19 protein-coding genes and 1 pseudogene are annotated in these 20,371 nt (G+C 70.8%); 7 read left to right on the forward strand and 13 right to left on the reverse strand.

Going from position 1 to position 20,371, the window contains the following annotated elements:
- Nucleotides 1–285: 285 nt before the first annotated feature.
- The gene (locus ACFYV1_RS24605; protein ID WP_047181899.1) at nucleotides 286–855 is read right to left on the reverse strand and encodes a GNAT family N-acetyltransferase; all 570 of its coding nucleotides are present in this window, start codon (nucleotides 853–855) and stop codon (nucleotides 286–288) included.
- 142 nt (nucleotides 856–997) lie between these two features.
- Nucleotides 998–1,576, reverse strand: coding sequence for a GNAT family N-acetyltransferase (locus ACFYV1_RS24610; RefSeq protein ID WP_389397723.1), 579 nt, complete (start codon nucleotides 1,574–1,576; stop codon nucleotides 998–1,000).
- 225 nt (nucleotides 1,577–1,801) lie between these two features.
- Between ACFYV1_RS24610 and ACFYV1_RS24615 the strand changes: the two genes are divergently transcribed.
- From ACFYV1_RS24615 to ACFYV1_RS24630, 4 genes are all read left to right on the forward strand, one after another.
- Nucleotides 1,802–2,500 (forward strand): ArsR/SmtB family transcription factor, encoded by a 699-nt coding sequence (locus ACFYV1_RS24615; protein WP_389397724.1) that lies wholly within the window; start codon nucleotides 1,802–1,804, stop codon nucleotides 2,498–2,500.
- A gap of 307 nt (nucleotides 2,501–2,807) precedes the next feature.
- A complete protein-coding gene (locus tag ACFYV1_RS24620) occupies nucleotides 2,808–4,079 on the forward strand; it encodes an MFS transporter (RefSeq protein ID WP_389397725.1) in 1,272 nt (423 codons plus the stop codon).
- Nucleotides 4,076–4,447 carry a sulfurtransferase TusA family protein gene (locus ACFYV1_RS24625; protein ID WP_389397726.1) on the forward strand — a complete coding sequence of 124 codons (372 nt, stop codon included), beginning with the start codon at nucleotides 4,076–4,078 and terminating at the stop codon, nucleotides 4,445–4,447. The genes ACFYV1_RS24620 and ACFYV1_RS24625 overlap by 4 nt, the downstream gene beginning before the upstream one ends.
- A 232-nt stretch (nucleotides 4,448–4,679) precedes the next feature.
- Nucleotides 4,680–5,801 carry an amidinotransferase gene (locus tag ACFYV1_RS24630; protein ID WP_389397727.1) on the forward strand — a complete coding sequence of 374 codons (1,122 nt, stop codon included), beginning with the start codon at nucleotides 4,680–4,682 and terminating at the stop codon, nucleotides 5,799–5,801.
- A 214-nt stretch (nucleotides 5,802–6,015) separates the two neighbouring features.
- Here the strand turns inward: ACFYV1_RS24630 and ACFYV1_RS24635 are convergent, their stop codons facing one another.
- Entirely contained in the window at nucleotides 6,016–6,783 is a 768-nt protein-coding gene (locus tag ACFYV1_RS24635; RefSeq protein ID WP_389397728.1) for an NPP1 family protein, read from the reverse strand.
- A gap of 579 nt (nucleotides 6,784–7,362) precedes the next feature.
- On the opposite strand from ACFYV1_RS24635, the pseudogene ACFYV1_RS24640 reads away from it, so the two are divergent.
- Both ACFYV1_RS24640 and ACFYV1_RS24645 read left to right on the forward strand, forming a co-directional pair.
- Nucleotides 7,363–8,229: pseudogene (locus ACFYV1_RS24640) on the forward strand (RICIN domain-containing protein); the annotation flags it as partial.
- Nucleotides 8,230–8,505: 276 nt separating this feature from the next.
- Nucleotides 8,506–10,005, forward strand: coding sequence for an alpha/beta hydrolase family protein (locus ACFYV1_RS24645; RefSeq protein ID WP_389397729.1), 1,500 nt, complete (start codon nucleotides 8,506–8,508; stop codon nucleotides 10,003–10,005).
- A 197-nt stretch (nucleotides 10,006–10,202) separates the two neighbouring features.
- Here the strand turns inward: ACFYV1_RS24645 and ACFYV1_RS24650 are convergent, their stop codons facing one another.
- The 6 genes from ACFYV1_RS24650 to ACFYV1_RS24675 form a co-directional block, all read right to left on the reverse strand.
- Nucleotides 10,203–11,165 carry a hypothetical protein gene (locus ACFYV1_RS24650; protein ID WP_389397731.1) on the reverse strand — a complete coding sequence of 321 codons (963 nt, stop codon included), beginning with the start codon at nucleotides 11,163–11,165 and terminating at the stop codon, nucleotides 10,203–10,205.
- A gap of 180 nt (nucleotides 11,166–11,345) precedes the next feature.
- Nucleotides 11,346–12,794: an MFS transporter gene (locus ACFYV1_RS24655; protein ID WP_389397732.1), complete on the reverse strand. Its 1,449-nt coding sequence runs from the start codon at nucleotides 12,792–12,794 to the stop codon at nucleotides 11,346–11,348.
- A 361-nt stretch (nucleotides 12,795–13,155) separates the two neighbouring features.
- Nucleotides 13,156–13,629 carry an NUDIX domain-containing protein gene (locus ACFYV1_RS24660; protein ID WP_389397734.1) on the reverse strand — a complete coding sequence of 158 codons (474 nt, stop codon included), beginning with the start codon at nucleotides 13,627–13,629 and terminating at the stop codon, nucleotides 13,156–13,158.
- A gap of 71 nt (nucleotides 13,630–13,700) precedes the next feature.
- Complete coding sequence (locus tag ACFYV1_RS24665) at nucleotides 13,701–15,362, reverse strand: cellulase family glycosylhydrolase (protein ID WP_389397735.1); 1,662 nt, start codon at nucleotides 15,360–15,362, stop codon at nucleotides 13,701–13,703.
- Nucleotides 15,363–15,552: 190 nt separating this feature from the next.
- Nucleotides 15,553–16,065: a hypothetical protein gene (locus ACFYV1_RS24670; RefSeq protein WP_389397736.1), complete on the reverse strand. Its 513-nt coding sequence runs from the start codon at nucleotides 16,063–16,065 to the stop codon at nucleotides 15,553–15,555.
- Between the two features lie 5 nt (nucleotides 16,066–16,070).
- Complete coding sequence (locus ACFYV1_RS24675) at nucleotides 16,071–16,220, reverse strand: hypothetical protein (protein ID WP_389397737.1); 150 nt, start codon at nucleotides 16,218–16,220, stop codon at nucleotides 16,071–16,073.
- 134 nt (nucleotides 16,221–16,354) lie between these two features.
- Here ACFYV1_RS24675 and ACFYV1_RS24680 point away from each other — a divergent pair, with 134 nt between their 5' ends.
- Nucleotides 16,355–16,930: a TetR/AcrR family transcriptional regulator gene (locus tag ACFYV1_RS24680; RefSeq protein WP_389397738.1), complete on the forward strand. Its 576-nt coding sequence runs from the start codon at nucleotides 16,355–16,357 to the stop codon at nucleotides 16,928–16,930.
- Between the two features lie 4 nt (nucleotides 16,931–16,934).
- Here ACFYV1_RS24680 and ACFYV1_RS24685 read toward each other — a convergent pair whose 3' ends face one another.
- The 4 genes from ACFYV1_RS24685 to ACFYV1_RS24700 all read right to left on the reverse strand — a co-directional run bounded on the left by ACFYV1_RS24685 (nucleotide 16,935) and on the right by ACFYV1_RS24700 (nucleotide 20,191).
- Complete coding sequence (locus tag ACFYV1_RS24685; protein ID WP_389397739.1) at nucleotides 16,935–17,765, reverse strand: alpha/beta fold hydrolase; 831 nt, start codon at nucleotides 17,763–17,765, stop codon at nucleotides 16,935–16,937.
- A 399-nt stretch (nucleotides 17,766–18,164) separates the two neighbouring features.
- A complete protein-coding gene (locus ACFYV1_RS24690; protein ID WP_389397740.1) occupies nucleotides 18,165–18,803 on the reverse strand; it encodes a DUF305 domain-containing protein in 639 nt (212 codons plus the stop codon).
- An 88-nt stretch (nucleotides 18,804–18,891) separates the two neighbouring features.
- Nucleotides 18,892–19,323: a DUF6153 family protein gene (locus ACFYV1_RS24695; protein ID WP_389397741.1), complete on the reverse strand. Its 432-nt coding sequence runs from the start codon at nucleotides 19,321–19,323 to the stop codon at nucleotides 18,892–18,894.
- Between the two features lie 205 nt (nucleotides 19,324–19,528).
- The gene (locus ACFYV1_RS24700) at nucleotides 19,529–20,191 is read right to left on the reverse strand and encodes an SCO family protein (RefSeq protein WP_389397742.1); all 663 of its coding nucleotides are present in this window, start codon (nucleotides 20,189–20,191) and stop codon (nucleotides 19,529–19,531) included.
- Nucleotides 20,192–20,371 lie beyond the last annotated feature (180 nt).

The raw sequence follows: 20,371 nt of genomic DNA on the forward strand, positions 1-20,371 counted from the left end.
CCCCACCGCCGGGGCGGTGGGGTGTTGTGGGTGTCGCACGGGCGCCTGGGCCCCCACCACGGGGGCGACCACCCCCCGCCGGGGGGGGGGGCCCCCCCGGGCGGGGGGGGGGCGCGCCCCGCCGCGCCGCTCCTCCAGCGCAGACTCCTGCTGCGCCTCCCATGCCGGGGCGAGCTCAGCGACGAGTTCGGCAAGATGCTGTCGGGATATGCCCGATGGGGCACGATGAGACAAGGCCGCGCGGGCTGATGACATAACATCCACGGGTGTCGCGCCTCGCGCCGCCTACGCCTGCCGCCGCTCCCACTGATCCTTCGTGATCTCGTACCGCACACCCCCGTGCTCGGAACCCTCAACCGCCATCATGTCCTCCGGTGTGGGGATGCTCTCCGCGAGCGTCATCCCGAGCTTCTCCATGACGTTGCGCGAAGGGCGGTTCACGGTCATCGTCTCGGCCCAGACCATGCGGATCCCAAGCTCGGCGAACCCCTTCGCCAGCAGCGCCTGCGAGACCTCCGTGGCGTAGCCCCGGCCCCAGGCCGCCCGGCGCAGGCGGTAGCCGAGTTCGGCCTCCTCACGCGGGCCGCTGCGGAGCGGACGCAGGCAGAACCAGCCGACGAACGCGCCGCCGTCCTTCTCGTTGGCGGCGAACAGGCCGAGGTCGTGATCCCAGCGCTCGTAGCCGGCGAGGATGCTGGGGATGGCGAGGTCGCGGACCTCCTCCGGCGGAGTCGGAGCGCCGCCGGTCAGGTAGCGCATCACCGCCGGGTCGCTGTCCAGCTCGATCAGCAGGTCCGCGTCGGCGGCGGCGAAAGGGCGCAGAGTCAGGCGCTCGGACTCGAGGTAGGTGGTCACGTGAGGAGCATGGCCGAGGCGGGTCTGACGGTCCAGGCGTTTTCGGACCGCGTCTATCACCGGGTGGGGTGCTGGAGGAGCAGCATGGGACGGCCGCCTTCACGTCATGGCCGGGGGCCCGCCTCTATCGCTCCCCAAGTCGTTACCGTTCTCTGACGTCCGACGTGCCCGCCTCGCGCCCGGCGGGCCACTCCTCGGAGAGGACCGCCCAGACCTCGCTGTCCTGCCGCGTCCCGCGGTACGGATAGCGCTGCCGGAGCACGCCCTCGCGGGTCATCCCGAGCCGGCGCGCGGCCTCGATGCTGCGGATGTTGCCCGACCCGACCCACCATTCGACGCGGCTCATACCGCGCTCGGCGAACGCCCAGTCGATCAGCACTCGGCATGCCCGGTTGACCAGCCCGCGGCCTGCCGCGTCCTCCTCCAGCCAGCAGCCGATCTCACAGACTCCCGACGCGGCGTCGAAGTTCGTGAACATGACGCCACCGACCAGGGTTCCCTCGAGCCATATCCCGTAGAGGCGGCGGCTGTCCGCGGCCTGCCCGTCCGCGTAGCGCTGGAGCGTCGCGGCGGCCGAGGCGAGGTCGGTGCTGAGAGTCGCCCAGGGAATCCACGGGTTCACGTAGGGCCGGGCACGGTTCATGTGATCGAGGAACTCCTGCGCCTGCCAGGGCTCCAGGGGGCGGAGCTGGGCGTCGTCGGTGAGCGGCAGCGCGAACACGGATTCCTCATTCCCAGGTACATGACGTGCGTTCGACAAGAAAGGTACCGGTCCGCAGGACCGTGGAACGGCGGTCCTGCGGTGGGCACGGTGAGCACGCCATGACCGCCGCCGGCCTCCTGGAACGCGCCGGCTCCGCGACATGGCCGTGTTCCCGGGAACGGGGGCGTGTGGTCACTCCCTCCGGACTCCACTACAGTAATCCATGGATTTATGGAGGAAGCCATGTCGGAGAACCCGAAGAGTGCGACGAAGGCGCGGCTGTACGACGCGTTCGCGGCCAGCGGCAAGGCGCTGGCCAGCGGAAAACGTCTGGAACTGCTGGATCTGCTCGCCCAGGGCGAGCGTACGGTCGACGCGCTGGCGAAGGCGGCCGGGCTGAACCTGACCACTGCCTCTGCGCACCTGCAGACCCTCAAGCAGGCCGGTTTCGTCGCCACCCGCCGCGAAGGCGTGCGCATCCACTACCGGCTCGCCGGCGACGACGTCGCCCAGCTCCTGGCCCTGCTGCGCAAGGTGGCCGACCGCCACCAGGCCGCCGTACCCGCGGCTCGGGACGCCTACCTCGGCGAGGACAGCGCCGTCGAGCTCAACCGTGAGGAGCTGCGGGGCCGGATCACCGCCGGTGACATCGTCGTGCTGGACGTTCGGCCGGTGGAGGAGTACCGGGCCGGGCACATCCCCGGTGCCCTCTGCATCCCGGTCGACGAGCTCGCCGACCGGATCAACGAGCTGCCCGAGGACCTGGAGATCGTCGTCTACTGCCGCGGCGAGTACTGCGTCATGGCCTACGACGCCGTGCGGCTGCTGACCGACCGCGGACGCCGCGCGATCCGCCTCAACGACGGCATGCTCGAGTGGCGCCTGTCGGAGCTGCCCGTCGACGCCTCGGAGCTGCCCGTCGACGCCTCGGACCTGGCGTGACCGCCCCGGAGGGCGGGCTCCCGCCGCATCCGGGACCGGGCCCGCAGCACGCCTCTTCCCCGTGACGGACGGCGCAGGAACCGCGGCATCGCCGACAGCGCGGTCCGTCCGTCCGTCGGACTCGAAGCCGCCTACGACCTCGTCGCCGACCTCGCCCCGGCCCTCCAAGCCGACTGAACCCATCCCGTCGCACCGACCCGCAGCGCCGTCCATCCGGCGCCGGGCCGATGCCGGCCCCCTCCGGTCGTGACCGGCCAGGCACACCCCGCCGGTCCCCTCACCTCCACCGCCGCTCCGGAAAAGAGACATGACCAGCACCGCGCCCACGAGCACGACGGCTTCCATACCCGACCCCACCCAGGCACAGCCCAGGATCCTGCGCGTCCTGGTCGCCTCGCAGGTCCTCAGCGGCGCCGGGCTTGCCGCAGGCGTCACCGTCGGCGCCCTGCTCGCCCAGGACATGCTCGGCTCGACCAGCCTCGCCGGGCTGCCCAGTGCTCTGTTCACCGCCGGATCCGCTCTCGCCGCCGTCGCCGTCGGCCGCATCTCCCAGGCCCGAGGCCGCCGCCCCGGCCTCGCGACCGGCTACCTCGCCGGCGCCGCCGGCTCGGCCGGCGTCATCGTCGCCGCCGTTTTGGACAACCCGGTCCTGCTGTTCATCGCCCTGTTCGTCTACGGCGCGGGCACCGCCACCAACCTCCAGGCCCGGTACGCCGGAGCCGACCTCGCCGCCCCCGGCCACCGGGCCCGGGCGGTCTCCACCGTCCTGGTCGCCACCACCTTCGGCGGCGTCGCCGGCCCCAATCTCGCCGCGCCCACCGGCGCCTTCGCCGAACATCTCGGCATCCCCGAGCTCGCCGGGCCGTTCATCCTCTCCGGCGCCGCCTACGCGCTCGCCGCACTCGTCCTCGCCCTCTGGCTACGGCCCGACCCGCTGCTCGTGGCCCGCGCCGTCGCCCAGGCCGAGGAAGCCGACGCCGCGGCCGGCCCGGCCGCCTCCGACGTCAGCACCGACACGTACGAGGGTCGCGGAAACGTGGTGACCCTCGGCGCCCTGGTCATGGTCCTCACGCAGCTCGTCATGGTCGCGATCATGACGATGACGCCGGTCCACATGCACGACCACGGCCACGGCACCGCCGCCTCCGGCCTCGTCATCGCCATCCACATCGGCGCGATGTACCTGCCGTCCCCGCTCACCGGCTGGCTCGTCGACCGCTACGGCCGCATGAAGATCGCCGGCGCCGCCGGCATCACCCTCCTGGCCTCCGGCGTACTCGCCGCCGCCGCGCCCGGCGACTCCGTCGCCCTCCTCGCGCTCGCGCTCGCCCTGCTCGGTCTGGGCTGGAACTTCGGCCTCGTGTCCGGCACCGCGATCATCACCGACAGCGTGCCGCTGGCCACCCGCGCCAGGACCCAAGGGCTGGTCGACGTCTCCATCGCCATCGCCGGAGCCACTGGCGGCATGGCCTCCGGCATCATGGTCGCCGCCACCAGCTACCCCGCCCTCGCCCTCACCGGCGGCGTTCTCTCCGTCGCCCTCCTGCCCGTCGTCGCCGCCACCGCCTACCGCCGATGAACCCCACGAGCCCCGACACCCCCGCACCGGACACCCCCGCACCGGACATCACCGCGTCGGACACCCACGCGCCGGACACCCACGCGCCGGACCTCACCGTCGACGGCACCGGACTTCTCTGCGTCACTCTCCTCCTCCGTCTCCGAAAGGAGATCGAAGGCGCACCACCGGGCACCGTCGTGCACATCGTCGCCACCGACCCCGCCGCACCGCTCGATCTGCCGGCCTGGTGCCACATGACGGGTCACCACTACCTCGGCGTCGTGCGGGACACCGTGGACGCGTCGGTACACGCCTTGCGGACCGCCGCCGACGCCCGCGCCACCCGGGCCGGCGCCCCCTGGCACGCGGACGAGCCCGGCGGCTGACCGCACGGCTCACCGCGGCAGCCCGGCCGTTCGTCGACCCCGCTGCCCGGCCCGGTCCGGAGACCTGAACCCGCCCGCGCACGCGAACACGCGGCGTGTCGCCGTCCCCGCCACCGCTGGAAACACGAAACTGGACCGCGATGAGCGAGCGCGATACGTGTGGCGGTACGGCAGAGGTCCTTGTTCCCGGGTCTGGCGGCGGGCAACGGCGCCTTTGCGGAAGGTACGTGTGATGGCCGCGCCGACGGCCGAGGCTCCCGGCGTCAAAGAGCACCCCGCCCCGCCGGTCGGGTCACACAACGAGTGGGACCCGCTGGAAGAGATCATCGTCGGGCGCCTCGACGGCGCGACGATCCCCTCCAGCCATCCGGTGGTCACCTGCAACATCCCACCGTGGGCGGCGCGACTGCAGGGGCTCGCCGCGGGATTCAGGTATCCGCGCCCCTTGGTGGAGCGGGCACAGCACGAACTCGACGAGTTCGTCGCGCTCCTGGAGTCCCTCGGCGTCACGGTCAGACGCCCCGACAAGGCCGACCACAGGAAGCGCTTCAGAACCCCCGGTTGGTCGTCGCGCGGCTTCTGCAACACCTGTCCGCGGGACAGCCTGCTCGTGATCGGCGACGAGATCATCGAGACCCCGATGGCATGGCCGTGCCGCTACTTCGAGACACACTCCTACCGCGGCATCCTCAAGGACTACTTCCGGCGCGGGGCGCGCTGGACGGCGGCGCCGAGGCCGGAGCTCACCGACGAACTGTTCGAACCGGGTTTCCGGCCTCCCCGGCCCGGCGAGCCGATGCGCCACATCCTCACCGAGTTCGAGCCGGTCTTCGACGCCGCGGACTTCGTCCGCGCGGGACGCGATCTGTTCGTGACCCGCAGCAACGTGACCAACCGGATGGGCATCGACTGGCTGCGCCGCCACCTCGGGCCCGGCTACCGCATCCACGAGATCACCAGCCGTTGCCGCACACCGATGCACATCGACACGACGTTCATCCCGCTCGCACCGGGCAAGGCGCTGGTCAATCCGGAGTACGTCGACGTCGACCACCTGCCCGACGTGCTGAGTTCGTGGGACATCCTGGTCGCCCCCGAGCCGGACCCGATCGACGACCGCATGCTCAGGATCACCTCGATGTGCGGCAAGTGGCTCAGCATGAACGTCCTCATGCTGGACGAGAAGCGGGTGATCGCGGAGAGGCACCACACCGGCATGCTGCGGGCGCTCGAACAGTGGGGCTTCGAGCCGATCCCGTGCGACCTGCTGCACTACGCACCGTTCGGCGGCTCCTTCCACTGCGCCACGCTCGACACCCGGCGCCGCGGCACCCTCGAGTCCTATTTCTCGTGATCGGGCACGTCCGCCACGCTCTCCGTCAGCGGCACGCGGGAGCCGCGCGTCCCTGACGGAGAACGACGCGGAGAACGACGCGGCACGAGCGCGGAGAACAGCGCGGCACGGAGAACGGCCCGAGCGCGGAGAACGGGTTCCGGGAGGACTCCCGGTCACGCGCCACTGCGCCCTCGCGCCCGCCGGCCTCCGCGGCCTCCGCGGCGTCCGCTCGTCAGGCGTTGGGGTCGAAGGGAATGCCGGAGGGCTTGGCCTTCTCGAGGTGGTAGTCGAAGTTTCCGTCCTTCAGGCCGAAGACGGCGCTGCCGAAGTCGGCCTGGCTCAGCTTGTCACGGAGGCCGGAGGGGTAGCCGTTCCAGCCGACCAGATCGGGGAACTGCCACCCGTGGTAGTGGTTCTCCGGGGGCTCGTCGTTGGAGTTCGCGGGACGGAAGCAGTGCGTGCCCGGGCCGTCCTTGTGGTAGACGACCTTGGGGTGGGTGCCGTCCCACCGGATCCGGTCACGGCTGTAAATGTCGAAGTTGCCGTGCGCGGAGGTGGAGACGTACTTCGCCTCGTTGTTCTGCACCCAGACCACGACGTGCTCCCAGTCGTGCCGGTGCCCGCCGAGCCCGCTGCCGGCCACCGCCTGGTCCTTCTCGAAGTAGAGCCCGTACATGATGGCGCACCAGCCGTTGTTGCACTTGTAGCGCGCGTATCCGTTGGTGTTGTCGAGGTCCCAGGCGTCCCGGCACTGGCCGTTGACGGCCCCACTCGTGTTGAGGCCGGGGGCTGTTGTCCCGTCGGGCCCGATGGCGGGGGTGGGGTAGCAGCCGTCCGTGTCGTAGTCGAAGGCAGGCTGGAAGGTCTGTTCCAGCCCGTCCGCGTTGGCGGGCAGCGCCTGCGGCGGGGCGGCGAAGGCGCTGCCCGGGAGAGCGACGACCAGCGCGACGGCACTGCCGAGGGCGAGTGAGCCCTGACGGAACCGGTTACGGAGTTTCACGGGGTCCTCCTGAACTGCGGTGTGGGGGCAGGCGGGACGGCATCAGCTTGACATGCCCACACCAGTTTTGCGCCGGAACGTCACCGCACAGTCGCACGCCGCGGGACGGCCGGACAGGCCAGGGGCCGACCGGCACGCCGGGCACCCTGACACAACTCCACAGCCTGAGCGCGAAGTTGCCGACCCCTTCAAGAGGTGGAGGCAGGAGATCACACCCGCACCCCGGTGACATCCACCGCTTCTCGCCGAACTCGGCTGCCAAGTGGCCGATTTCAGGGCCACGCCCCCGCGGCGGGCACGGCGCGACCTCGGGCACCGCGGCACGTGCCTTCAGATCTTGCACGCACATCTTGACGCGCCTGGTTCAGACCTTTAGGTTCACCGGTCAACGAGGCGCACTGCGTTCACATCCATGACTCGGGGGGTTCCATGTCGCTCTCGACCGCCAACGGGCAGCCGCGCCGTACCAGTTGTGCCGGCCGTTGCCGACGGCGAACCTCCGCACCGGCGCACCGACCCTCCGCCGGCGGCCGGATCGGACCGTCTTCGTCCAGCGCCCCACGCTGACCCGCAGCAGGAAAGTTCCTCGGCAGCGGCAACTTCCGGTCGAACACCTGGGGTCCGACCACGGCGGTGCTGCGCACGGAGAACGCCGACCATCCGGCGGCGGCCGGACTGCCGACGACATGGACCTCGTCGGTCAGCGAGTGGTACAGCTGGTCGAAGAACCTGCGGAACAACCCGGCGATCCGGGTCCTCGCCTCGGTCGATCCGGTGAGCTTCCCGCTCGGCACCGATCCGAACCAGTCCTGGTACAGCGGCGACCACCCCATCGTGTGGACCAACACCTCCTACCGCATGCTCTACGCCAACTTCGGCCACAACGCCATGGACTACGCGTCGAACACGCGGCTCTCCTCGACCTTCGCGAGCGCGACCCAGAACCGGCTCCTGCTCGACGGCCTGAAGTGGCTGGGCGGCGTGGAAAGCGGCCCCGCTCCGCAGGACCCGGTCTCCGAGACGGCCTGGTACTCGCTGGCGGACGGTGCGAACGGGCTGTGCGTCGACGCCCGGGCCGCCGGCACGGCCAACGGCACCGCCGTGCAGCAGTACGCCTGCAACGACACGGTGGCGCAGCAGTTCCAGTTCCGGGCCACGGACACCGGCCACTACCGGATCGGGGTGCGCAACAGTGCTCAGCAGGTCATCGACGTGACCGGGGTGTCGACGGCGGTGAACGCCCCGCTGCCACTGTGGAGCTGCGCCGGGGGCCACAACCAGCAGTGGAGGGTGGCACGCGAGGCGTCCGGCCTCTACCGCTTCACCGCCCGGCACAGCGGTCACTGCCTCAGCGCCCTGGCCGGAGCTCCGGGCGGGACACAGCTGGAGCAGCGGGCCTGCGACGGCTCTTCGGCACAGAGCTTCCGCCTCACCCAGCGACCGTAGCGCCGGACCGGCCGGCGATCCGGACCGGCCGTCCGGCTGGTTCGGCCGGACGCTCCGACCGCTTCCGACGGCCCGGCCCATCGGGTCCGGGCCGTCGGCCGTTCCACCCGGGAGTCCACGCCGCCGCCCGGTCCCCCATCGGCGAACACTATGAACGCAATGATCGAAGGCATGGTCTCACCGTCGACCGCTTCCTACTATCCCGACTCTCGGCGCGCGTTCGCACAGAACGCACAGCACACACAGCACAGAGATACAGATACAGGGAGCCCGTCCTTGAACACCTTTGACGCACCCGCGGCCGCCGCCCGGCGGCGGCCGCCCCGTGGACGCCGTTCAGCAGTCCTGGCTGCCGTGCTCGCGGCGATCACCCTCGGCACGCTCGGCAACGCGCCCGCCTCCGGCGCCGGCTCCGCGCCTTCCGCCTCTCCCAACTCTCCCAACTCTCCCACGTCTCCCACGGTCGCCGACTGCCCGCCGGCCCTCGCCGGAAAGGCGACCTGCTACACCGGCCAGGACGCCAACGGGGCCCACTACGCGATCGCGGTCCCCACGCGCTGGAACGGTTCCCTCGTCGTGCACGCCCACGGCGGGCCCGATCTCGGTGCCGCCTCGGATCCGTCCCGCAGCACGGACGACCTGGACCGCTGGGCGGTGATGGTCGAGGAGGGCTACGCCTGGGCCGGTTCCTCCTACCGCCGCGGCGGCTACGGAACCAGGATGGCCGCCGCCGACACCGAGAACGTGCGCCGCCTGTTCGTCTCCCGGTTCGGCAAACCGGAACGCACGTATGCGCACGGTCAGTCCTGGGGCGGCAACGTGGCCGCCAAGGTCGCCGAAACCCATGCCGCCGCCACGGACCGTTACGACGGCGTGCTGCTGACCAACGGTGTCCTCGGGGGCGGGTCGCGCGGCTACGACTACCGCGTCGACCTCAGGGTGGTCTACCAGTACTACTGCCGCAATCACCCACGGCCGACCGAACCGCAGTACCCCCTGTGGCAGGGGCTCCGCGCCGGCTCCACCATGACGAGCACCGGTCTTCGCGCGCGTCTGCAGGAGTGCACGGGTTACGCCTCCGCCCCCGCGGACCGGACCTCGCTGCAGCAGCGCAACCTCGACGACATCCTCGCCGTCACCCGTGTCCCCGAGCGCACGCTCGAGTCGCACCTCCGGTTCGCCACCTTCACGTTCCGCGACATCGTCACGAACCGGCTCGGCGGCCGCAACCCGTTCAGCAACATGGGCGTGCGGTACTCGGGGTCGCACGACGACGAGGCGCTCAACGCCGGCGTCGAACGGTTCTCGGCCGACCCCGCCGCGCGCCGCGATCTCTCGTACGACAGCGACCTCACCGGCACCGTCTCCGTGCCGGTCCTGACGCTGCACGCGATCGACGACCCGACCGCCTTCATCGAGCACGAGGCGGCCTACCGCGCCACGCTCCAGGGCGCCGGCCGGGACGAGTACCTCGTTCAGACGTTCACGAGGGAGACGGAGCACAGCGGGCTGAGCCAGGCCGAGTACGCCAACTCCATTGCCGCGCTGGACACATGGGTGCGCTCCGGCCGCAAGCCGACCCCGCACTCCGTGGCGGCCGCCTGCCCCGCTTTCGAACGGATCAACGACAGCGGCTGCTTCTACGACCCCGCCTTCCGACCCGCGCCGTACGCCTCACGGGTCCGGCCCCGGCCGGGCGGGTTCGACTGGCCCGCCATGACCGCCGCGCAGGAGAAGGCGTGGAGCCACGTCGACGGCGTGGGGATCGCTCCCTGACGGTCCGGCGGCTCCCGTCCACCCGTCACAGGCACCGGGAAGCCGCAGGTCCTCGCGCGCGCGAGCCGGGAATCGCCGAAGGGGCGGACCGCTGCGGTCCGCCCCTTCGGCGTCGACACTCCAAGGCCTCCACAGCCGCCGCCCCCTGCGAGGCGGAAGCCGGCCCGGCCGGGGACTTGGGGCTTCGACCACACTCATCAGTGGTCGTGTCCCGAGGACTCGTGCCCCTCGGTCTGCGGCTCCTGCGCCGCGGACCCACCGGTCGTCACGGTGAACGCCGCGGTGCGGACCTTGCCTTCGTGCTGGAAGTCGAGGAAGAGGCGGTACGAGCCCTTGCTGGGGGCGGTCGCGGTGAAGGAGATCTCCGGGCCGGGCTTCGTCCTCCCGTCGCCGGGCTCGCCGTTCGGGTGGACGTGCAGGTAGGCGAGGTCTCCGGAGCGCAGTGCGACGAGGTGTCCGTACGCGCCAAGATAGGGCTGCAGGTCGGTGACGGGCCTGCCGTCCTTGGCGACGCTCAGCTTCAGCTCACTGCCGGCACCGGGCCGCAGGTCGCCGCCCAGGGTCACCTCGTATCCGTCGACGCTCACCTTCCGCTCGGAACGGGGCAGCGGCTCCGGCTTCGACGTGCCGGACACGGCGAGGTCGGCGCCCAGGGTGAGGCCGCCCGTGTTCTTCGCCTCGGGCGCGAAGTCGGCGAAGACGCGGTATCCACCGGCCTTCGGCAGCTCGACCGGGGTCGACCAGGTGCCGTCGGCGGCACGCACCGGGTGCAGATGGCGGTACGTCGTCAGATCGCGCGACGCGACGATCAGATGGAGCTCCTTGCCGTGCTCGCGGCGGAAGTCGGTGACGTTGCGGCCGGCACCCTCGTCGACGACCGCGAAGCGGAGTTCGGCCGTCCTGCCCGCCTCGACGCGGGGGGTCTTGAGATCGAGGGCGAAGCCCTGGTCCGCGATCTGGAGACCGCCGGGTGGTGGTGTCTCACCGACTCCCGTCCCGTCGTGGCCCGCATCAGTGCCGGCACCGGCCTCGTGCCCACCGTGCCCGGCAGTGTCCTTCTTCGCGACGACCGGGTCCACGGCGCTCCCCACTCCGTACGCCGTACCGAACGTCGCCGCGAGCGCCGCCGCGAATGCCGTGATCCTGAGACCTGTGTTCATGACCTGCCCCTTCATCGAAGACCGCTGGAGGTTCTTCCACTGCCAAACATACCCCCGGGGGGTATAAACCTCAAGCCCTGCCGCCCGAGAGGGTCGTACACCCGGGGGGTATGTGCGAAGTGGCCCCGCCATACCCCCCGCTGGTACACAAATCGTCCGGCCGCAGGGCATCCATTCCCGCTACGCGCCGACCTGCTCGCCGCGCGCGGCCGGAGCGGCCTCGGCCTGCGCGGCAGCCGCCGCGGCGGCCTTCTCGCCGCGCATGACCAGCAGCGTGACGACGCCACCGATCGCGGCGATCACAGCGGCACCCACGAACGCGGAGGAGAAGCCGTCGGTGAGAGCGGGCAGGTTGCCGAGCTCACCGGCTCCCTGGGACATGGCGAGTGCGGTCAGCGCGGCCAGACCGAGGGCCGAACCGGCGTTGTAGGTGGTGTTGACGATGCCGGACGCGAGACCCGCCTGCTCCTGCGGTGCCCCGGACATGGCGGCCATCATGGCCGGGATGTAGGCGAGCGACATGCCGAGCGCGGCGACGAGCGACGCGGGCAGGACGTCGACCAGGAACGTGCCGGTCGGCTCCACGGCCGAGAGCCACAGCAGACCGGCGGCCAGGACCAGCAAACCACCCGCGATCAGCGGCTTGGCCCCGAACCTGCCCATCAGCCTGGCCGTGACGGCCGTCATGAAGATCATGAGGAGCACCGTCATGGGCAGCAGCGCCGCGCCCGAGGCGAAGGCGCCGTAACCGAGGACCTGCTGGAGGTAGAGGTTGAGGAAGTACCACATCGGAATCCACGCGGCGCCCAGCAGGGTCATGGCCAGGTTGGCCGAACCGAGACGCGGCACACGCCAGATGGCGAGCGGCATGAGCGGCTGACGCACCGACCTCTGGATCACGAAGAACAGCATCAGCAGCGCGGCGGCGGCGGCCAGTTGCAGGACGGTGCCGGTCGAGCCCCAGCCCGCCTCCGGCGCCCGGACGACCGCGAAGACCGTGAGCGCCAGACCTGCGGTGACCGCCACAGCGCCCAGGACGTCGACCGAGCCACGACGGCCCGCGACGGACGGCAGCAGCCCGGTGGCGGCAAGGGTGGCCAGGCCGATCGGGACGTAGATGATGAACACCCACGGCCAGCTCAGCCACTCGGTGAAGACGCCGCCGAGGAACACACCCGCCGTACCGCCCGCGGGAGCGGCGGCACCGTACAGGGCCATCGCCTTGCCGAGCTCCTTCGGGTTGTGACCGAAGAGCATCATCAGCAGTGTCATCGCGGCGGGCGCGATGAGCGCCCCGCCGACACCCTGGACCGCGCGGCCGACGACCTCGACCCACGCGGTCTGCGCGGCCGCGGCGACGACCGATCCGGCGATCATGACGACCCAGCCGGCGTTGAACACCTTGCGGGCGCCGAGCAGGTCGGAAAGCCGTCCGCCGAGCAGCAGCAGTCCGCCGAAGGCGATGACGTAGGCGTTGAAGACCCACTGCAGCTCGCCCTGCGAGAAGCCGAGGTCCTTCTGCATCTCGGGGAGCGCGACCCCGATGATCGAGGTGTCCATGATCACCATGAACTGGGCGGCCGCGAGCACGACGAGCGCCCACCACCGCCGGGGGTTGACCGTTGACATGATCGTTTCTCCCTTGGGCTCGATACCCCTAGGGGGTACCCCTGGGGTGTGAGACTCAACATACCCCCAGGGGGTAAGCTAGGCAACATGTGGCCCCGCGGCCGTACGGCTCGTGCGAGGCGGGAAGAGCCGCTCCTCGGGAGAGCGCGAAACCGCTCGGGCCCATCAGGACCGAGATGGCCGGAGACGAAACACGGACCGGCGAACTGCGTGACGACGTCGCGGCCGGCCGAGCCGGCCGGCCGCTGCCTGCACGCGCTCACCGCCGCCAGGACGCCGCGCTCCAAGGCCGCGGTCCGCCGCCTCGTGGCCGTGACCCTGTCGGGGCCGCACCCGGCGCGCGGACGGCTGCGGCCACACCTCAGTGCCGGATCAGGCCGCCCACAGGGACCGCGGCCACATGACCGGTCGCCGGAACGGATCGGGCCAGGGCCAGGCCGATGTCGACCAGCGACGACCGGTGCAGGCGTGCGACCTCGGGGATCGGGGTCCAGAGAGATTCGGCGGTCTCGCCGTTCGGTTCCGGACGCAGGCGGCCTCCGGTGACGCGAACCCGGTAGAAGATGCCGACGTTGTGCAGTTCGGGCCGGCCGGGCACGCGGCGCTCGGCAGCAGGGACCACCCTCGAGTCCACGCCCAGGAGGCGTTCGACCACCGCGTCCAGACCGGTCTCCTCCGCGACTTCCCGGATCACCGCGTCGAACGGATCCTCCGTGTGCTCGACTCCGCCTCCCGGAAGAGTCCAGGTCATCTCACCGCCCGGCTTCACGGCATGTGCGAGCAGCACCCGGTCTCCCTCGATGCACACGGCGTACGCCGCCAGTCGCGAATCCATGCCCGGAGGCTATCTCAGGCAGCCGTGACCGGCGGGTACGCGTCCCCGCCGGTCACCCGGAGCGGGGCCCGTCAACCAGCCGCGCAAGCGATGCCGTTGAGGGTGAACGCCGTCGGAGCGGGGTTGGCCGTGGCCGTGGTTCCGGTGAAGCCGACCGTGACCGAGCCGCCCGCGGGGATCGTCGAGGTGTACGACGCGGCGGCGACCGTCACAGAGGCACCGCTTTGAGTCGGGGTGCCGCCCCACATGTTGCTGATGGTCTGGCCGGCCGGGAACGCGAAGCCCAGGGTCCAGCCGCTGACGGCTGCGCCACCGGTGTTGCGGATGGTGATCTCACCCTGGAAACCGCCCGGCCACTCGTTGGTGCCGCGGTAGGCGACGGAGCAGCCGGCACCTGGAACGCCGGTGCCCTCTTCGGTCGTGACGGTGATCGTGGCGGACCGGGGAGAGCGATTGCCGGCCGCGTCCCTCGCGTACACGGCGAAGGTGTACGTCGTGTCCGCGCTCAGGGAGGGAACGGTGACCGCGGCGGCCGTGGCGGAGGCGGCCACGGTCTCGGTGGCGGCGTCGACGCGGACCACCTCGTAGCCGGTGACGCCGACGGCGTCCGTGGAGGCCGGCCAGGTCAGGGTGACCGAGGTGGAGGAGAGGTCCGAGGCGGTCGGGGTGCCCGGTGCGGTCGGGGCCACGGTGTCGGGCGCGGCGCCGCCGAACACCGTGGCCTCACGGGAGGTCCGGGCGATCCCGTCGTCACCGTGGAAGATGCGCTGCCCCCAGGAGCTGAGCCGCGCCGGGTCGAAGCCGATCGCGAGGTCGAGGACCGGGTCGGTGTTGCCGCTCCAGGACCAGGCCAGATAGCCGAGGTCGAGCCGCTCGGCGGTGGCCATCACGGTGTCCTCGTCCGGGTCGCCCCACTGGTCGGCAGGGCCGCCGAACTCACCGATGAGAACCGGGAGTTTCGCGGCGGCGAAGCCTTCGAGGTAGTCGGTGATCTCCTGGGCCGTGTCGTAGACGCTGTACATGTGGATCGAGAAGATCAGGTTGCCGGTGACGTCGGCCTCGTACACCGTCCGGGCGTTGGCCCGCATGACGCCCTGCCAGTCCTGGCCCCAGTTGGGCGCGTCCACCATGATCGTGTGCTCGAAGCCGGCCCCGCGCAGCTTCTGGACCGCGGCGATCGTGGGTTGTGTCCAGCCGGCCGGGTCGGTGTTGCCCCAGGGCTCGTTGCCGATGTTGACGACGACGTAGTCCTCTTCGCCGGCCAGGACGTCCTTGAGGCTGATCCAGTAGTCGACCGCGTGGTCGAGCGTGCCGGCAGCGGCTTCTTCTCCGTAGCCGGTGGTGTCGTGCACCTCCAGCACGCAGATCAGGCGGTTGGTCCTGCAGTCGTCGATCACTGCCGCCACGTCGTCCGCGCTGTTGCGGGTCCAGCGGTGGCCGTCGGAGAGGACGACACGCACGCTGTTGGCCCCGAGTGCCTTGATGTCGGCCAGCGACCGGGTCTCGCCCGGGTACCAGGCGTGGGCGTGGTTGACGCCGCGCATCACGAAGTCGTTGCCGTTGCCTTCGAGGAGACGGCCGTTGCTGATGTGCAGGCCGGCCGCGGCGGGGGTGGGCCGCGAGTCGGCATGGGCGGTGACCGGGGACAGCGCGAGCAGGCCGAGGACGGTGGCCACGACCGTCAGCAGGACGGCGGTCGGTTTCTTCGGCACCGTGCGGGGTGTTGTTCTCACTGCGACTCCAGAGGCGTTGAGGAGAGGTGCACCGGAAGAGAGCATGGGAGCGCTCCCATGGAGCCAGTCGGGCCAGGTGCACGTCAAGAGGGTGGCGGGAAACGGGGCGCCTCCGTGCACCGCTCCCAGGCCGCCCCCGCTCGGACCGTCCTCCATGAACGCGGCGGCTGAACGTGCTCGGGCACAGGGCTCACGAAGGTGTGCCGTCCCGCAGACGACGCCGTCCGTAGCGGGTCATGCCGCGCGGTTTGAACACCGACAGCGCCACCGCCACCAGAAGCACCACCAGGGCGGCACCCGCGTCTGCGACGAGCTGGACCCGCATGCCGCCGAGCTCGCCGTCCGCGAGCGTCGCCTGCCTCACCGCGTCTGCCATATGGCCGATGGGCCGCATGTGGACAAGCAGCACCAGCGTTGCCAGGGCGGTCATCAGAAGTTTGATCAGGACCCAGTAGTGGCGCGCCAGCCCCCACACCGTGCCGAGCGACTGCACGAGACCGGTGAGGAGGGAAGCGAGACCGAGCGGGACGATCACGAACCAACCTGTCAGTTCCATCGAGAGGTACGCCGCCTGCACCGTCCCGGAGTCCTGGCTGTTCAATCCCGCGAGAGCGAGCGCGAGGAAGGCGGCGACCGCCCCGATCCAGCCGACGGAGAACGTGACATGGGCCGTCAGCGCGACCTTACGTACGCGAGGGGGCATGGTCCTCACGGCGTGTGTCCCACCATGCCGCCACCGGCGAGGTGGATCGCGACGAACAGCACGACCACGGCGAGGACGAACCCGCCGAACACCTTGACCCAGCGGGGCGCACCGCCCTCGTCAGGCGGCTCGGGTGACGGGTGCGGTTCAGTCACGGCGTGGCCTCGTCTCTGTCTGTCCCGCTCTGTCCGTCCCGCGTGCGGCGGCTGCCCCTACTCAAGCATTTTACGAGACACACTGTCCACACCCGAGCCACATCGTCTGCAGCGACAGCACGCATACTGGGGCAGTGCCCAAGCTTTGGAACGAGACGGTCGACGAGCACCGCCGTGCGGTGCGGGACGCGATCCTGGACGCGACGGCGAAGCTGGTGTCAGGACACGGCCTCCGGTCGGTGACGATGTCTCAGATCGCCACCGAGACGGGAATCGGCCGGGCGACCCTCTACAAGTACTTCTCCGACGTGGAAGCCGTTCTCCTGGCATGGCACGAACGCCAGGTGACCGCGCACGCGAACCGGTTGACCGAGGTGCGCGACCGGGCCGGCACGCCAGTGGAACGACTCGAAGCGGTCCTGGAGGCCTACGCGCTGATCGCGTACGAGCGTCACGGCCACGGCGACGACCTGGTCGGCATGCTCCACCGCGGCGAGCACGTGGCCAGGGCGCACCAGCATCTCCGCGGCATCATCCGCGACCTGCTGACGGACGGTGTCGCCGCCGGTGAACTCCGTGCCGACGTCGCGGTCGACGAACTGGCCGACTACTGCCTGCATGCGCTCACCGCCGCCGGAACACTCCGCTCCAAGGCGGCGGTCCGCCGCCTCGTGGGCGTGACCCTGGCCGGCCTGCACCCCGGACGCTGATCGCTCAGGCGCCGCCCGGTGCAGAGTTGCCGCCGTGGATGGTGAGGTGCTTCGTGAGGAAGTCCCGGACCGCCGGTGCCACGGCTCGCCCCAGGTCGTCAGCGGTCCGCATCCGCGAGGTCAGAGCGACCGAGGCCAGGTGGCCGTGCGGCAGGGCCTCGGCCGCCTCCCGGGCCAGGGCGGCCGGATGTCTGGCATCGGCACCGGGAATGATCAAAGTCGGGACAGCGATCGAGCGGAGGTCTTCCACGCCGTGGAAGGCCCGGTCACGTCCGATGGCGCAAGCCGCGGCGATGCTCGCCGGATCCGAACGCGGAATCGCGTCCCTGACGAGCGCTCCGATCAGGGGCACGAGATCAGGCAGGATCGGGGCCCACGCCGCTTCGATACCCTCGTCGATCACTCGAGCGGCGAAGCTCTCCATCATGGCGGCCTCGGCCGCCTTCGCGGAGTCGTCCTCGATGTCCTCGACGCTGATCACGACTGCGGCCCGAATGCGTCCGGGACAGGCGGCAGCCGCACGCAGGGTGACCGTTCCGCCGAGACCGGTCCCGCCGACTGCCGCCCGCCGCAGATCAAGGTGATCGAGGAGCGCCCTCACGTCCTCGACGTACTGCGCCCAGGTGTGGCGGGCGGGGTCGGTGCAAAGGGAGCGCCCGTAACCTCGCACGTCCGGCAGGACGACGGTGTACGCGCCGGCGAGCCGGCCGGCCAGCGGGTGGAGGCTCCGGTGGTCCGGACCTCCTCCGTGCAGGAGGACGAGGACCGGCCCACTGCCCGTGGCCACCGCGTAAAGGGGGCACCCGTCACTGCCGTGATAGACGAACTCGTGCATGCGGACTCCTCGTCAGTGGTTGTGCGCGTTCGAGTTCGGGCGGTACGGCACCGCCCGACTTCGGCCGCTGCCCATTGACTCGTGAACCACATCATCGGTATCCGCGGCAAGGAGACGGTCAGCGCTGACGGCGCTCAGAAGTGCGGCCCCGGCGTCCTTCGGAAGGCGGCCGCTCGTGGTCCAGCTTCGGCCGTCGGCGCTCCGTCGTCGCTGACCCGCAAGCCCTCCGGCGTGCTCGCCGGCGACGGTGTGCGGGCAGCCCGAAGGGCCCTCTGATCGACGTGATCACTCAAGTGGTCCTGATCCTCTGAGAGGTGGTGGTCCAGGCACACATGCGTCCTCGGCCAGGGGTGATGCGGGGGCGGCGCCTGCCGCCCCCGCTCGGGGTGCCGTGGGCCGTCAGTTCTTGCCGAGCAGGTCGTTCATGCGGGTGATCTCGGCGCTCTGCGAGGTGATGATGGCGTCGGCCATGTCCTTGGCGGGCTGGTAGGAGCCATCGGCCTTTTCGGTCTTGGCCATCTCGACGGCGCCCTCGTGGTGCTTGACCATCATTTCGAGGAAGGCCGTGTCGAAGGCCTTGCCGGATGCCTTCTCGAGCTCGGTCATTTCCTCCGCCGTCATCATCCCGGACATGGAGTGACCGGCGTGGTCGCCGCCCTCGCCGTCCTTCGGGACGTCCTCGCCCCAGGACGCAAGCCATCCGGAGAGCGTCTTGATCTCCGGGTCCTGGGCCTTCTTGATCTCCGCGGCGAGCTTCTTCACGTCCGCGGAGCCCGCTCGGGTTTCCGCCAGGTCGGCCATCTCGACCGCCTGCCGGTGGTGGGGAATCATCCCCTGCGCGAAGGCCACATCGGCGGCGTTGTGCGCGCCTTCCTCTGCCGGGGCCGACGAGGGGGCACTGGACGAAGCCGGGGTGTGGCCATTGTGCCCGGACGCGCTGTTGTCGCCTCCCCCGCCACACGCGGCGAGTACGACGGCGGCGGCGGACGCGGCCGCCACGGCGGCGGCACGGCGGATCATGGAACGGTGTGCGGTCATGGTGATGCTGCTCCTGTGCTGTGCGGGGATGATGGGAACGGCTCGCAGGGTGGAACCGGCTTCGTGAGCCGGGCACACCGGGGCTTCCCTATATGCGCAGGAGCTGCAGCTCACTCAATGTCGGTGGAGCCCGGCCGCCCGAGTCCGCGGCGAAGACCGCTGCCGGCGCATTCGTCGCGGGGGGCGCGAGGGCCCCCGACGGGGCGAGGGACGGCAGCACGGGCGCGGCACTCGTACCGCCGGCCGCACACGTCTCGTCGGCGTGCTCCGCGTGACCGCCGGCACCACGACTGTGATCATCGGCGTGAGCGCAGTCGCAGTTGGCCGCCTCGTCACCATGTGCAGGGGCTTCCACGGCGACGGCCGCACGGTGGTGCGCACCGGCAGACACCGCGCCGGGCGCGGCGGGCACGGGGCCGAGGCCGTGCATGGCCACGATCCCGGCAAGGACGGCCAGCACGAGCAGCACGTGAACCCGAAGCCCACGGAGCCCGGTCACGCGACGCGTCTGCTGACTCATGCGACGCATCCTAAACGGGCTGCTCCCCCGCGCGCGCAACCACGCCGCTTCCGCCCGCCGGAGCACACGGGGAACACGCTCTGCGGGCGCGGCCGAGACGGATGCGTGCGGCTGTCACACCGGGCTGCGACTGCTGCCGACCACCCCGGGCCGCATTTCGGAAGCCTCGGTTTCCGACCGACGCGGGGCCAGGGCCTCTTGCCTGTCAGCGGGTGTTCTTGGCCAACAGCGGCAGGTCGTGGGCGAAGTCGTCAGTGGTGGTGCCGCTTGTGTAGACGACGTGGGCCTTGTCGTCGCCGGGCAGGAAGGCGGCGACCTGGGCGCCGTGGTCGGAGGTGACGGTGCCGTCGTGGTGCTCCTTGGGGTCCTCGACGGAGATCCCGAGACCTAGGGCCGCCTTCTTGACCTTCTCCAGGTCGCCGGACATACCGGTGAAATTCTCCCCGAACGAGGACAGCCACTTGGCCAGGCTCTCGGGGGTGTCACGTTCGGGGTCGGTGGTGACGAAGACGACGCGGACGCTCTCGCGCACGGCCGCAGGCTGCTGCTTGAGGGCCAGGGAGATGTCGCCCATGGTGGTGGGGCATACGTCGGGGCAGTTGGTGTAACCGAAGAACACCAGCGTCGTCTTGCCGGCGGTCCGCTCGCGCAGGTCGAACGGCTTGCCGTCGGTGCCGGTCAGGACCAGGTCGGGCTTGCTGAACGGAGGGTCCAGTTCGGTGCCCCGATAGGGGCCGGCATCCGCTTGCGCGACGACGGCGGGCTTGTCGGCCTCGTGGTGGGGCGTGGAGGTGCCGCAGCCGACCAGGAGCGCCGCGCCGGCGAGGGCGGCAGCGGCGGACAGGCGGACCGTACGGATGCGGTGCATGAGGTCAATTCCGATCGAGATCACGGGGTGCGGTCAGGGCATCGGACGGGACGGCCCGCCACGGGCACACCCCGCATGAAACAACGTAACGGACGCTGATACGAGCACCGGAACCGCCCCGACACCGCCGGCACCCACTCCATGTACCACCTCGCGGTGAGGCGATCAGCGCGACGTCCA

The sequence above is a fragment of the Streptomyces sp. NPDC003023 genome (genome assembly GCF_042888225.1).
Classification (GTDB): domain Bacteria; phylum Actinomycetota; class Actinomycetes; order Streptomycetales; family Streptomycetaceae; genus Streptomyces.